Source organism: Salipiger sp. (genome assembly GCF_048261495.1).
GTDB lineage: Bacteria > Pseudomonadota > Alphaproteobacteria > Rhodobacterales > Rhodobacteraceae > Salipiger.
Window position 1 is genome coordinate 493,722 of sequence record NZ_JBLXFX010000001.1, and the last position, 14,059, is coordinate 507,780.

At 67.5% G+C, this 14,059-nt stretch carries 11 protein-coding genes; 4 read left to right on the forward strand and 7 right to left on the reverse strand.

Going from position 1 to position 14,059, the window contains the following annotated elements:
- Window positions 1-15 precede the first annotated feature (15 nt).
- Complete coding sequence (locus tag ACN0RJ_RS02265; protein ID WP_417723290.1) at window positions 16-2,628, forward strand: TIGR02302 family protein; 2,613 nt, start codon at window positions 16-18, stop codon at window positions 2,626-2,628.
- Between the two features lie 138 nt (window positions 2,629-2,766).
- Here the strand turns inward: ACN0RJ_RS02265 and arfB are convergent, their stop codons facing one another.
- The 6 genes from arfB to ACN0RJ_RS02295 form a co-directional block, all read right to left on the reverse strand.
- Window positions 2,767-3,189 carry an alternative ribosome rescue aminoacyl-tRNA hydrolase ArfB gene (gene arfB / locus ACN0RJ_RS02270; protein ID WP_417718561.1) on the reverse strand — a complete coding sequence of 141 codons (423 nt, stop codon included), beginning with the start codon at window positions 3,187-3,189 and terminating at the stop codon, window positions 2,767-2,769.
- Between the two features lie 268 nt (window positions 3,190-3,457).
- Window positions 3,458-4,099, reverse strand: a complete 642-nt coding sequence (locus ACN0RJ_RS02275) for a queuosine precursor transporter (RefSeq protein WP_417723291.1) — start codon at window positions 4,097-4,099, stop codon at window positions 3,458-3,460.
- 67 nt (window positions 4,100-4,166) lie between these two features.
- The gene (locus tag ACN0RJ_RS02280; protein ID WP_417723292.1) at window positions 4,167-5,078 is read right to left on the reverse strand and encodes an esterase-like activity of phytase family protein; all 912 of its coding nucleotides are present in this window, start codon (window positions 5,076-5,078) and stop codon (window positions 4,167-4,169) included.
- Complete coding sequence (mepA, locus tag ACN0RJ_RS02285; RefSeq protein WP_417723293.1) at window positions 5,051-5,977, reverse strand: penicillin-insensitive murein endopeptidase; 927 nt, start codon at window positions 5,975-5,977, stop codon at window positions 5,051-5,053. The genes ACN0RJ_RS02280 and mepA overlap by 28 nt, the downstream gene beginning before the upstream one ends.
- Window positions 5,974-7,311: an MFS transporter gene (locus tag ACN0RJ_RS02290; protein ID WP_417723294.1), complete on the reverse strand. Its 1,338-nt coding sequence runs from the start codon at window positions 7,309-7,311 to the stop codon at window positions 5,974-5,976. Before ACN0RJ_RS02290 ends, mepA begins: the two co-directional genes overlap by 4 nt.
- Window positions 7,312-7,375: 64 nt before the next feature.
- On the reverse strand, window positions 7,376-7,954 hold the full coding sequence (locus ACN0RJ_RS02295) for a thioesterase family protein (protein WP_417723295.1): 579 nt from the start codon (window positions 7,952-7,954) through the stop codon (window positions 7,376-7,378).
- A 132-nt stretch (window positions 7,955-8,086) separates the two neighbouring features.
- On the opposite strand from ACN0RJ_RS02295, the gene ACN0RJ_RS02300 reads away from it, so the two are divergent.
- From ACN0RJ_RS02300 to yaaA, 3 genes are all read left to right on the forward strand, one after another.
- Window positions 8,087-8,380, forward strand: coding sequence for a YggT family protein (locus tag ACN0RJ_RS02300; protein WP_417718555.1), 294 nt, complete (start codon window positions 8,087-8,089; stop codon window positions 8,378-8,380).
- Window positions 8,381-8,543: 163 nt separating this feature from the next.
- Window positions 8,544-10,607, forward strand: coding sequence for a DNA helicase RecQ (gene recQ, locus ACN0RJ_RS02305; RefSeq protein WP_417723296.1), 2,064 nt, complete (start codon window positions 8,544-8,546; stop codon window positions 10,605-10,607).
- 31 nt (window positions 10,608-10,638) lie between these two features.
- Entirely contained in the window at window positions 10,639-11,409 is a 771-nt protein-coding gene (gene yaaA / locus ACN0RJ_RS02310) for a peroxide stress protein YaaA (protein ID WP_417718553.1), read from the forward strand.
- Here the strand turns inward: yaaA and ACN0RJ_RS02315 are convergent.
- The gene (locus tag ACN0RJ_RS02315; protein ID WP_417718552.1) at window positions 11,397-13,994 is read right to left on the reverse strand and encodes a response regulator; all 2,598 of its coding nucleotides are present in this window, start codon (window positions 13,992-13,994) and stop codon (window positions 11,397-11,399) included. The genes yaaA and ACN0RJ_RS02315 overlap by 13 nt on opposite strands.
- Between the last annotated feature and the right edge of the window lie 65 nt (window positions 13,995-14,059).

Sequence of the window (14,059 nt, forward strand, 5' to 3'; positions counted from 1 at the left end):
CCGCAGGAGAGATGCATGGCCCCGAAGGGGAACCTACCCCCGGACATCCTGAAGCCCGTGAAGCTGCCGCTGGCCCTGACCCGACTGGGCATGGCGGCAGAGAGGCTGACGCAGGCGTTCTGGCCCTTGTGGTCGGTCTTTTTCCTCGTTCTGGCGCTGCTGATGCTGGGCGTACAGGACATGGTTTCGGTGGAATGGGTCTGGGCGAGCGGCGTGATCGCCGTCGCGGCAATGGGCTGGGGCCTGTGGCGCGGTGTGCGGATGATGCGCTGGCCGACCCGTGCACAGGCGCTGACGCGGCTTGACGCGACGCTGCGCGGTCATCCGATCCAGGCCTCTCTCGACACGCAGGCCATCGGCGGAACGGATGCCGGTTCGCTGGCGGTCTGGCAGGCGCACCAGGCGCGGATGAAGGCGCGGCTGGCCGGTGCGAAGGCCGTGGAGCCGGATCTGCGCGTGTCGCGGGCGGACCCCTACGCCCTGCGTTACATTGCGGTCGTCGCGCTGCTCGTGGCGCTGATCTTCGGCTCGATCCTGCGGGTGTCCTCGGTCACGGGCATGAGCCCCGTGGGCGCGGCACTGGCCTCGGGGCCGGCCTGGGAGGGGTGGATGGAACCGCCCGCCTACACCCGGCTGCCCTCGGTCTATCTCAACGACATCACCGCCGCGACCCTTGCGGTGCCCGAAGGCGGGCGGATCACGCTGCGCCTCTACGGCGACGTCAATGCGCTGACCGTGACCGAGAGCGTGTCCGACGCACCGGCCGCCGATCCCGAGGCCCCGGTGGAGAGTGCCCGCGATTTCGTCGTGACCCGCTCCGGGACCGTGACGATCGAGGGCACGGGCGGGCGGGCATGGTCCGTGGTCATGACCCCGGACGCGGCGCCGAACGTGGTGCGGTCGGGCGAGGTGGAGTCGACCTACGAAGGCGATGCGCAGATCCCCTTCAAGGCCGCCGACGATTACGGCGTGGTCGCCGGGACGGCGAGGATCACCCTCGCGCTCGACGAGGTGGAGCGGCGCTACGGGCTGACCGTCGATCCCGAACAGCGCGATGCGATCGAGGTGCCGCTGCCCATGCCGATCGCCGGTGACCGGGCCGATTTCGAGGAAACGCTGATCGAGAATTTCTCGGAGCATCCCTGGGCCAACCTGCCGGTTTCGGTGGTGCTGACGGTCGAGGACGAGGCCGGTCAGACCGGGGTTTCGGATGCCGAGGTGATTCACCTTCCGGGACGGCGATTCTTCGATCCGCTGGCGGCAGCCATCGTGGAACAGCGCCGCGCGCTGCTCTGGAGCCGCGCGAACACGAAGCAGGTCGGCCAGATCCTGAGGGCGGTGCGGCACCGTCCGGATGACGTGTTCCGCTCGGCCGTGCATTACCTGCGCTTCCGCACCATCCTGACGCGGATGGAAAGCTTCGGCCCCGAGATGACCTTTGCCCAGCAGGACGAAATCGCGAAGGCGATGTGGGATCTGGCGCTGATCCTCGAGGAGGGCGACCTTGCCTCGGCGCTGGAGCGCCTGCAACGGGCGCAGGACCGCCTGTCCGAGGCGATGAAGAACGGGGCCTCCGAAGCGGAGATCGCCGAGCTCATGCAGGAGATGCGCGAGGCGACCGACGACTACCTGCGGCAACTCTCGCGGCAGGCCCAGCAGGAGGGCGCGCAGAATCCGGAAATGGCGCAGAACCAGAATTCGGTGGAGATGAGCCAGAACGACCTGCAGCGCATGATGGACCGCATCCAGGAGCTGATGGAGCAGGGCCGGATGGCCGAGGCGCAGGAGGCGCTGGAGCAGCTGCGCCAGATGATGGAGAACATGCAGGTCACGCAGGGACAGGGCCAGCAGGGCCAGTCCCCCGGCGAACAGGCGATGGAAGGGTTGGCCGAGACGCTGCGCGATCAGCAGGGGCTGTCGGACGAGGCGTTCCGGGATCTTCAGGACCAGTTCAACCCCGGTCAGCAGGGGCCGGAAGGCCAGCAGGGCCAGCAGCAGGGGCAGAACCAGCAGGGTCAGCAGGGCCAGGGGCGCGACGGCCGGCAGGGCCGCGACGGCCAGGGGCAACAGCAGGGCATGGGCCAGGGCGGAGACCGGCAGGCCGAACAGGGTCAGGGCGGTCAGCAATCCATGGAGGACAGCCTCGCCGAACGTCAGCGCGCGCTTCGCGACGAACTGAACCGGCAGCAGCGCAATCTGCCGGGTGCCGGAACCGAGCCGGGAGAGGCGGCGCGCGATGCGCTGCGGCGGGCGGAAGAGGCGATGGACGGGGCCGAGGACGCGCTGCGGCAGGACGATCTGGCCGAGGCGATCGACGAACAGTCCCGCGCCATGGAAGCGTTGCGCGAGGGGATGCGGAACCTCGGCGAGGCGATGGCGCAGCAGGGTCAGCAGAACCAGGGTCAGCAGGGCATGGCGCAGGGCACCGATCCCGGCCAGCAGCGCGACCCGCTGGGACGCAATGCCGGGGCGAACGGCCAGGTCGGGTCAGAGGAGAACCTGCTTCAGGGCGAGGACGTCTACCGGCGGGCGCGCGAGTTGCTGGACGAGATCCGGCGCCGGTCCGGGGACGGCGAGCGCCCCACCGAGGAACTGGAATATCTCGAACGGCTTCTGGAACGGTTCTGATCCTGCGGTGCGGCTGGCGCCGCGCCGGGTCCTGTCGCGCCCTGCCTTCGGCCGGACGCTCCGGCAAGGGGCTCTGCCCCTCTCGAGGCCTGCGGCCTCGATTCACCCCGGGATATTTTCCGAACCGAAGAAGTGGGGTCAGCTGTCGGGGTCGACGGCGCCGCGGAGCGATTTGACCTCGCCGCGTTGTTTCTTGGAGGCGAGGCGGCGGCGCTTCGACCCGAGGGTGGGTTTGGTGGCGATGCGGCGCTTGGGCTTTTCCAGCGCCTTGCGGATCAGTTCGACGAGCCGGTCGCGGGCGATGTCGCGGTTGCGGGCCTGGGAGCGGGTTTCGTCGACCTGGAGGATCAGCGCGCCTTCCTTGGTCCAGCGGCGTCCGGCGAGTTTGCGCAGGCGCATCTTGACCGGCGGCGGGAGGTTGGGGGAGCGCTCGGCCTCGAACCGGAGTTCGACCGCGGTCGAGACCTTGTTGACGTTCTGTCCGCCCGGTCCCGAAGACCGGATGAACTGTTCGGTGATCTCCCAGTCTTCGATGCGGATGTGGTCGTTGATCTGAAGCATGGGGGGTCTTGCAAGGCTTTTCTGAAACGGAAATGGGTCGCCCTGCCTGTGGGGCGACCCATTCGAGACGTCAAGGAGGCGTGCCGGTTAGGCAGAGCCAATTCGTAGGTCCTTCACGCCAGGGATTGCCCTAGCGTTTGCGCCTCCGAACTGTTCCGACACCTCTCTCCAATGTGACTCTAGACACTGGATCACCTCCTTTCAGCTGTTGAAAAACGCAAGTTCAGGGTGGCACGGGTTTGCGTATTCTCAAAACATTTTTTGCGGATCAGGCGGGTGCGCGGGCGGAAAGTGCCTTCAAAACGATCAATCGGAAAGGCACCAGGGCGATGATGGCGAGCGACAGTTTCACCAGCCAGTCGGCGACGCCCAGCGAGACCCAGAGCGGGACCAGCGGACCGGCGCCGAGCAGGGGCAGGACCTCGCCCGCCCAGGTGACGTTGTTGCCCGGTTCGAGCACCGTCAGGGCCCCGGAGAAGGCCACGGTGAAGAAGATCGCGGTGTCGAGCGAGGAACCGACGAGGGTCGAGGCCAGCGGTGCGCGCCACCAGGAACCGTCGCGCAGGCGATCGAAGATCGCCACGTCCATGAGTTGCGCGACGAGGAAGGCGAGGCCGGAGCCGAGGGCGATCCGCAGCGTGACGGCGGGATAGGTGTAGCCGTCGCCCTGCAGCATGATCTGCGTGCCGATCAGCGAGCAGATCACCCCGACGACGAAGCCGGCGAGGACCACGCGGCGGGCCGCCGGGGCGCCGTAGAGGCGGTTCATCACGTCGGTGACGAGAAAGGCGAGCGGGTAGGTGAAGGCCCCCCAGGTCAGCCATTGGCCGAACAGGAACTGGACGAGGATATTGGAGGCCAGCACGATGGCGGCCATGGCAAGAATGCCGGGAATATGAGTGCGTGTCATGGTGCGTGACCCGTTTTGACAAGGTTGCGGGAACTTGGTCCGGCCCTTCTGGCGGACGGAGGCCCGCTTACGGGGAACGCGGCGCCGATGCAAGCGATTCCGGCACCACGTATTCCACCAGCTCGGTCCGTTGCAGCGGGTTGAAGTTGTCGTCCGACACCATGGTGAGGCGGATCGCGCCGCTGTCGTCCTGCCAGACGCTGAGCCCTTCGAGGTTGTCGTGCCGGAAGGGATAGGTTTCGAGCAGCGTTTCCTCGTCGCGTGCGCTGCTGTCGTCCACGGTGAAGCGGCGCACGCGGCTGCGGAAGCTGAAGCCGTTGAACAGCCTTTCCAGGATGTAGAGCTTGCCGTCCGGGCCGAAATCCGCGCCGACGGGGAGGTAGGTGCCGCGACGCGGGATCGAGAAGACCTCGGACCAGGAGGTGCCGTCGAAGCGCCATACCGGGAAGGGCCGGGTGAGGTCGCCGGAGCGTTCGGGCAGGGTGTAGAGCCTGCCCTGCGCGTCGATGGCCAGCGCTTCGAGACCGGCGTTGTTCTGCAGCCCGGCGAAGGCGGCGGCGCGGGGCAGGGCGACGGGGGTTTCGGGCGTGGTATAGGCCCACACCCGGTTGCGGCCTTCGAAGGAGATGTAGATGCGGCCGTCATCCCCGATGGCCAGCCCTTCGGAATCCGCGATCTCGCGCGGCATCGGGCGGCCGTTCAGATCCATCAGTTCGGCGACGGGGCCGGCATCGACCCCGGTGATCCGGCCGCCGTCGCGCAGGATCCGGCCCGTAAGGATTCCCGCCCGGTCGCTGATCGCTGTGAAGGTCGTGCCGTCCTGCGACAGCTCGATCCCCGAGAGTCCGCCGAAGCGGGCGTCGTCCATGCGCCAGGTGTAGCTGCCGACGAAAGCGATCTCGCTCGCGCAGGCCGCACCGCCGAAGGTCAGGACCAGGGCGAGGGTGGCGGTCAGTCCGCGGCGAGAACGGTTGCGCATTGTGCCGGAAGGTCCCCCATGGTCAGGTCGCGTTTGGGTTTCGGCGCGGGCGCGTTCGGATCGCGGGGCTTCGGCGGCGGCGGGTTCAGGATATTGTTGACCCAGGCCTGCGCCTCGGCACAGCCATCACCTGCAGGGGGCGGGGTCTGCGCGACACAGCCGCGCGCGCCCTTCGGGCAGGACAGGCGGACGTGCATGTGGTAGTAGTGCCCATACAGGGGCCGCACCTTGCGCAGCCAGCCGCGGTCACCCTTTTCGTCGTTGCACATCTGCACCTTGGCGCCCGGGAAGATGAAGATCCGCTCGACCCGCGGATCCTTGGCGGCGGCCTTGACCATCTCGTGCTGGACGCGCGTCCAGTCGCTGTTCACGTAGGCGCCCTTGGACCGCCACATCGAGACGGGCGGGAAATCCTCTCGCTTGGCGCGGGACATGCCGAGATCCGGCACGTTGCGCAGCCAGATATCCGCGTCCAGCCCGATCTGGTGGCTGGCGTGGCCGGTCAGCATCGGGCCGCCGCGCGGCTGGCTCATGTCGCCGACATAGATGCCGTCGGTCCCCGGCAGGGCCGCCACCTTGCGGGACAGTTGCTTGAGGAAATCCACCAGTTCGGGATGACCCCAGTTGCGGTTGCGGGACAGGCGCATTGCCTGCCAGGTCGGCCCGGTTTCGGGCAGCTGCACGCCACCTGCAAGGCAGCCCTTGGAATAGAAGCCGAAGGGCGCCGCGCTCTGGTCCGAACCGTTGCTCTTGCCGCCGAAGAGCTGCTTGGCGCTCTTGGTGGACAGGACGCCGGTGACGCGGGGCAATTCCACGGGGGCGGGAGTGGGGGCGCGCCGTTCTCCGCCGCAGGCCGCGAGGCTCAGGGCGAGGGACAGGCAAATCAGGGTGCGGATCATTCTGCTCGGTCTCCGTCTGGCTGGACCCAGACTAGCAGAAACAGGCCCAGAACGAAAAGGCCGATGATGGGAGAGACGCCGAGGCGCTGCGATCCGCTCATCGTCGTGGCGATGCCGATCAGGAGCGGCGCGAGAAAGGACGTGGCCTTGCCTGACAGCGCGTAGAGGCCGAACGCCTCGGTCATGCGGGCGGGATTGGCCTGGCGGCAGAGCATGGTGCGCGAGGCGGACTGGATCACGCCGCCCGCCGCGCCGATGACGGCGCCGAACATCCAGAAGGCATGGTCCGGAAGGCGCGACCCCTCGGCCAGCGGGATGCCGAAGATGGCGCTGCGGTCGACCGACACGATGCCGATGGCGACGGCGGTCAGGATCAGGATGCAGGCGGTGATGACGGGCTTGGGTCCGAAGGCCACGTCGGCGCGCCCCCCTAGCCAGGAAAAGACCGCGCCGGAAACGATGGCGATGATGCCGAAGATCCCGGTATCGACCACCGACCAGCCGAGCACCCCGGCGGCGTAGATGCCGCCGAAGGCATACATGCCGTTCAGTGCATCGCGGTAGAACATCGACGAGCCGAGATAGGCAAACAGGGACGGGCTTTTCGGAAGCTGGATCAGGGTGTTGCGCAGATCGCCCAGGGCCTGCCGCACGGCGCCCTTCGGGGCGGGGCGGCTGCGGGGGTCCTTCACCCAGAGAAAGAACGGCACCATGAAGATCGCGTACCAGATCGCGGTCAGCGGTCCGACGAAGCGCGTGCCCTCGCGCTGGTCGGGGTCGAGGCCGAAGACGGGGGCAATGCCCACCATGGTCTTTCCGGTCGCGGCGCTTTCGGCGAACAGCGCCAGCATCAGGATCAGCGCGATCATTCCGCCGAGATAGCCGAAGGCCCAGCCGTTGCCGGAGATGCGTCCGATCTCTCGGGCGGGGCCGAGGTCGGGGAGCATGGCGTTGGTGAAGATCGTGGCGAATTCCATCCCGATAAGGCCGATGGCGAAGAAGAACAGCGTCCGCACCAGGTGGAAATCGTCCGGTGCGGCGAACCAGAGCATTGCCGCGCCGACGATGTAGAGCAGCGAGAAGCCGCGGATCCAGCGCAGGCGGTTGCCGCCGGTATCGGCGAGGGCGCCGAGGATCGGGGCCAGCAGCGCGATGACCACGCCGGCCGCGGCGATGCCGAAGCCCCAGGCGGCCTGCGCGCGCGATCCGTCACCCATCAGTTCCTTGACGTAGGGCGCGAAGATGAAGGTGATGAGCAGCGTGTTGTAGGGCTGGCTGGCCCAGTCGAAGAAGAACCAGCCCCAGATCCGTCTGCGCAATCCTGCCTGTGCCATGTAGCCCCCTGTCCGCGCGCGGAGGAAACACGGCGGGCCGGGGCGAGGCAAGGGAAAAGGCCCGCTATTCTCCGGCCTGAGCGATCCGCGTGCGCGGGGCGGGCACCTCGGTCTGCATCGGCGGCCAGGGGCGGCGCGACTCGGCGTCGAGCCAGTCGCGGACCCAGTCCGGCAGCGGGGGAGAGTCGGCCTCGATCCCCAGCGCCTGCATGAGGCGGTCCGGGGGCACGATGCCGGTGCGACCGGTCGCGGCACTGCGGTAGACCGCGTGGTTCGCGCATTCGCCGTCGCGTTTCCACATGCTCTGTTCGAGATACATGAATTTCGCGTCCCACCCGATCAGGCGGGACCGCATCTCGAAGCGTTCGAAGGCCCGAACCCGGCGCCGGTAGCGCACCACCGCGCCGGCCATGGTGAGGCCCCAGCCTTCGCGTTTCAGCACCGCGACCATCCCGGAGCGCCGGGCGAGGGGAATGCGGCCGAGATCGTAGAGGGTCAGCGTGCGGCCGTTGTTGAGCTCTTTCCAGAGGTCGAGATCCCAAGGCCAGCAGAGATGGTGCGAGACATGGGTCTCGCCCGGCGCGAGCGGGGGCAGGTTGCGGCTGATCCAGAGCTCCTTGGCCATGCGCAGCAAGGGATACATGCGAGGTCTCCTTTTGCGGTCACCCTGACGCGGTGCGGACCGGCGTCAACCACGACCTCGCGGCACTCTTGCCCTTTGCGGCCCCGGTGCTTACCTGTGGTCGCGAAATTGTCAGACGAGGTAGAGTGGCCCATGCAATCGTTGTTCCAGATCCTGATGCTGATCCTCGATGTGGTCTGGTTCTTCATCATTGCGCATGTGATCATGAGCTGGCTGATCAATTTCCAGGTGCTGAACGTGCGTCAGCCGCTGGTCGGACAGATCTGGTACGGGCTGAACCGAATCCTCGAGCCGGCCTATTCCGCGATCCGCCGGGTGCTTCCGCCGATGGGGGGGCTCGATCTTGCGCCGCTGGTGGCGCTGATCGCGATCTATGCCATCCGAATCATCCTCGCCAACAACGCCGGGTTCTTCTACAGCTACTGACGTGGTCGGGGGCTCTGCCCCGTCCGCCTGCGGCGGACTCCCCGGGATATTTCGGGCCAGAAGATGCCGGGAGGTGGGCGGCGGTTCCGGCCTTGTTCACCGAATCCTAGTGTGAGACTGTCCTGACCAGAGCAGATCCCGCTGGACTTCGACAGGTTTCCCCATGCCCCGCGATGTGGCGGCGCCAGAGGCGCTACTGAAAGACGTATTCGGCTTCGACGCCTTCCGCCCCGGCCAGGGCGAGATCGTCGACGCGGTGGCGCGGGGCGAGAACGTGCTGGCCATCATGCCGACCGGCGGGGGAAAGTCCCTGTGTTTCCAGCTACCTGCGCTGATGCGGGGAGGGGTCACTGTGGTGATCTCGCCGCTGATCGCGCTGATGCGGGACCAGGTGCGCGGGCTGCGGGAGGCCGGTGTCGCGGCCGGTGCGCTGACTTCGGGCAATACGGAGGAGGAAACCTCCGCCGTTCTGGACATGCTGCGCGACGGCACGCTGAAGCTGCTCTACCTCGCGCCGGAACGGCTGGCCTCCGGCGGAACGCAGCGGATGCTGATGCAGGCCGGGGTGGGGTTGATCGCGGTGGACGAGGCGCATTGCGTGTCGCAATGGGGGCACGATTTCCGCCCCGATTACCTTCGGATCGGCGAATTGCGGCGGGCGCTCGACGTGCCGCTGGCGGCCTTTACAGCAACGGCCGACCAGGAGACCCGGGAAGAGATCGCCCGGCGGCTCTTTGACGGCGCCGAGCCGCTGAGCTTTCTGCGCGGGTTCGACCGGCCCAACCTGCACCTGATGTTCCGGGCCAAGGACCAGCCGCGGCGCCAGATCCTGTCCTTTGCGGCCGCGCGGCGGGGCCGGTCCGGGATCGTCTATTGCGGCACCCGGGCCAAGACCGAAGGGCTGGCGCAGGCCCTGCGCGAGGACGGGCATCCTGCCTGCTACTACCACGGCGGGATGGAGGCCGAGGCGCGGCGCCACGTCGAGGAACGCTTTGCCACCGAGGACGGGCTGATCGTGGTGGCCACCGTGGCCTTCGGCATGGGCGTCGACAAGCCGGACATCCGCTGGGTCGCGCATGCCGACCTCCCCAAGAGCATCGAGGCCTATTACCAGGAGATCGGGCGCGGCGGGCGCGACGGCGCTCCCGCGGAGACGCTGACGCTCTACGGTCCCGAGGATATCCGCCTGCGGCGGTCGCAGATCGACGAGGGACTTGCGCCGCCGGAGCGGCGGGCGGCGGATCACGGGCGGCTGAACGCGCTGCTGGGTCTGGCCGAGGCGCTGGGCTGCCGTCGCCGCACCCTGCTGCGCTATTTCGGCGAGGACGCGGCGGGCGATTGCGGCAATTGCGATCTTTGCGACCGGCCGCCCGAGGTGTTCGACGGCACCGAGGCGGTGCGCAAGGCCCTGTCGGCCGCGCTGCGGACCGGCGAGAGTTTCGGCGCCGGGCATCTGATCGACATTCTCATCGGGAACGAGACCGACAAGGTGCGCCAGCGCAGCCACGATCAGCTGCCCACCTTCGGGGTCGGGCGCGATCTCACGCGCGGGCAATGGCAGGCGGTGTTCCGGCAGATGATGGGGCACGACCTGGTGCGGCCCGATGCCGAGCGGCACGGCGCCCTGGTGATGACCGAGGCGGCACGCCCCATCCTGCGCGGCGAGGAGGCGATCCAGCTGCGCCGCGACGTGGTGGACAAGGCGGCCGAGCGGCGGCCGCAGGTCAAGACGCTGGTGTCTGAGGAGGACGCGCCGCTGCTGTCGGCGCTCAAGGCCAAGCGGCGCGCGCTGGCCGAGGCGGCTTCGGTGCCGGCCTATGTCATCTTCCCGGACCGCACCCTGATCGAGATGGCCGAGCAGCGGCCGGCGAGCCTGGACGACATGGCGCGGATCAACGGCGTCGGCGCGAAGAAGCTGGAGCGCTACGGGTCCGACTTCCTGTCCGTCATCACCGGCGCCGGACAAGAGATGCATCCGGCCCGCCGCAAGCTGGCCGGACGCGAGGCGGGGTCGCTCTTCGACGCGCTGCAGGAGGTGCAGCTCGACCTCGCGCGCGGTGGCGAGGGGACCGAGAAATACCTCACCTGCAGCCATGCGACCCTGCGCCAGATCGCCGAGCGGCGGCCGCGATCGCTGGAGGATCTGGGGCGGATCTCGGGCATGGGCGATCAGAAGGTCGAGCGTTTCGGCCCCGCCTTTCTGGACGTTCTGGCGCAAGCGGATTAGATGCCGCTTCGGACTGCCGGAGGATTTGCCCATGCTCATCGTCATCTCGCCCGCCAAACGGCTCGACTGGAGCGCCGTCGACGTTCCGATGACGGAGCCGGACTTCGGCGAGGATGCCGTACGGCTGGCCAGGACGGCGCGCAACCTGACGCTGCGCGATCTCAAGGCGCTGATGTCGCTGTCGGATGACCTTGCCCGCCTCAACCGGGACCGCTTCCGCGCCTTTTCCGACACCCCGGCGGGCGACGACCTGCGGCCCGCCGCGCTGGCCTTTGCCGGGGACACCTACATGGGGCTGGATGCCGGGTCGCTGGATCGCGAGGAGATGGACCGCGCGCAGGAGCGGCTGCGCATCCTGTCGGGGCTCTACGGGGTGCTGCGGCCGCGGGATGCGATCCAGGCCTACCGGCTCGAGATGGGATCGCGGCTGAAGACGCGGCGGGGCACGTCGCTCTATGACTACTGGGGCACGCGCATCGCGAAGGCGCTGAAGGCGCAGGGCGAGGCGCTCGGGACGGATACCCTGGTGAATTGCGCCAGCCAGGAATATTTCGGCGCGGTGCCCGAAGCCGCGCTCGGGCTGCGGGTGATCACGCCGCAGTTCCTCGAGGACAAGGACGGCACGCCGAAGATCGTCAGCTTCTTCGCCAAGCGGGCGCGGGGTGCGATGGCGCGCTACATCCTGCAGCACGGATTGACCGAGCCCGAGAGTCTGCGCGATTTCGACAGCGGCGGTTATGCCTATTCCGCCGAACTGTCGGCGCCGGGTCGCCCGGCCTTCGTGCGGCCCTATTCCGCCTGAAGCGCCGCTGCGGACCATTTTTCGAGCAGAACCGACAGTTCGGCGCGGCGCAGCGGCTTGGTCAGGTAGTCGTCCAGCCCGGCTTCGAGGATGCCGTCGCGGTCGCCCTGCATGGCATGGGCGGTGACCGCGATGATCGGCACGCGGGGACCCGATCCTTCGAGCAGGCGGATTTCGCGCGTGGCCTGCTTGCCGTCCATCTTCGGCATGGAAATATCCATGAAGATGATGTCGGGGCGACGGTCCTCGAACGCCTCGACGGCCTCAAGCCCGTTGTTCGCGATGCGCAGCTGCATCGGAACCTCCAGCTTCTGCACCATCTTGCGGAAGACCAGCTGGTTCGTGCGGTTGTCCTCGGCCAGCAGGATGTCCAGTTCCCGCGCCGGGGGCGGTGCGGCCTTGGTCCGGTGGCGGAACAGCGCCTTGCCCGTCGCGGCGGTGTCGGTCGTGTCGTCGGGCGGCACATGCGCTGCGGGATCGGGAGCGGCGTGACGCGCGGCGGCCGCTTCGAGCGCGGAAAACAGCGCGCGGCGCGGCGCGGGTTTCTGGAGGACGGCGACCACGCCCGCCGCCTCTGCCCGTGACAGGATGCCGGCGGGGTTCGAGGCCACCAGCAGGACCGGAACCGTCAGGCCGGACCTCCGGAAGTGGCGGGCCAGTTCGAGCCCGTCCATCCCCGGCAGATCCAGTTCGGCGATGACCAGGTCGGGAGGATCGGCCATCAGGTCCAGCGCCTCGTCCGCGGTCTTGCAGAAGGTCGTTTCCAGCCCGAGGATGCCCAGCTGTTTCGACAGGATGGATCTGTTCACGGCGTGGTCGTCCACCACCAGAACGCGTTTCAGGTCCGGTGGCAGATGCGCCGTATCGAACGGCGCCGGTTCGTCCGTCGGCAGCACCACGCGCAGACCGAAGCACGACCCCTTGCCCAGCTCCGATTCGACCCAGACCTCGCCCCCCATGAGGCCGACGAGCCGCCGAGTGATCGCAAGGCCCAGCCCGGTGCCTTCGAAGCGGCGGTTGCGTTCGTCGTCGACCTGGTTGAACTCTCCGAAGACGTGGACGAGCTTGTCCTCGGCGATGCCGATGCCGGTGTCCTCGACGGTCAGGTGAATGGCCGCGGTGCCGGTATCCTCGACCGCGCCGGTGATGCGCACCAGAACGTGCCCCTTGGTGGTGAATTTCACCGCATTGCCGACGAGGTTGGTCAGGATCTGGCGGAAGCGTCCGAGGTCGCCGATGAACCGGGTCGGCAGGAACATGTCGAAGTCGACCAGCAGGTCGATGCCCTTGTCCCGCGCCGTCGGCTGCAGCAGCATGATGACCTCGTGCACCGCGCGTTCCAGATCGAAGGGTTCCGGGTTGAGCTTCAGCTTGTCGGCCTCGATCTTGGAATAGTCGAGGATGTCGTTGATGATGACGAGAAGCGCCTCGCCGGAATTGCGGATCGTCTCGATGTAGAGCTTCTGCTCGTCCGAAAGGTCGGTTTCCATCAGCAGGTCGGCCATGCCCACGACGCCGTTCATCGGGGTCCGGATCTCGTGGCTCATGTTGGCGAGGAAGGTCGATTTGGCGCGGCTCGCGATCTCTGCCTTGAGCTTGGCCTCCTCCAGTTCGACCTGGGTGCGCTTGATGTCGGTGATGTCGATGCGCAGCCCGACCCGCCCGCCATCCGAGAGCGAGCGTTCGTAGACCCTGAGCCAGCGGTCGTCGTCCAGTTTCTGCTCCAGTTCCTGGGAGGCTTCGCGATGCGCGGCGAGCCGCTCCTCGAGCCACTCCTCCTCGCGACCGGCGGCATCCTTGTACTGGCCGTGCCCGAGCCCGTAGCGCAGAATATCCTCGAACGAGGCGCCGGGGACGATGGCGGGGGCGCTGGTGGCATAAAGCTGGCGATACGGCTCGTTGCACATCAGCAGGCGGTCCTCGGAATCATAGATCACGAAGCCGTCGGGCATTTCCTCGATCGCGGACCACATGCGCATCAGTTCGGTGATGTCGAACCAGAGGCTGACGAGGCCGCCGTCCTCCATCCGGCGATCCTGCATCTTGACGAACTGCCCGGTCCAGAGCCGGATCGTCTCGGGCGGAATCGGGTCGGTTTCCCAGCGGGCGAGCATCCGCGCGCGCCAGGACAGCGGCGCCTCCCCCTGAAGGTCGACGATGCCCTCCTCCACCATCATGTCGAGGACGTGATGGTAGCTTGCGCCGGGGCCGATGGTGTCCAGATCCTCGAACGGGTTGAGATAGGCGGGATTCGCCAGTTCCATCAGGCCGTCCGAATTGAACATGGCGAAACCGTCGCGCATGGTCTGAAGGGCCTTCCAGAGCTGCCCCTCGACCAGTTCGATCTTCTGGTGGGCAAGGCCGAGCTGCGATTTCACCCATTGGTTCTCGCTCCGCACCTCCGTGATCTCGGCGCGGGTTTCGGTGATTTCGGCCCGGGTTTCGGTGATCTGGTGGGTCAGATCCTTGGCATGCTTGTTGAGCTTCCGGTTGGCCGCAAACAATTCCGCCTGCTTGAGTTCAAGCAGGCGTTCCGCCGCCAGTCTGGCGCGGCGCTCCTCGGCCAGGCGCACTGTCATGCTCATACGTCGCAGACCCTTCCGCAAACGCGCGAAGAATGCGTCGGGCCGGGTGAAGATCGGATTAATCA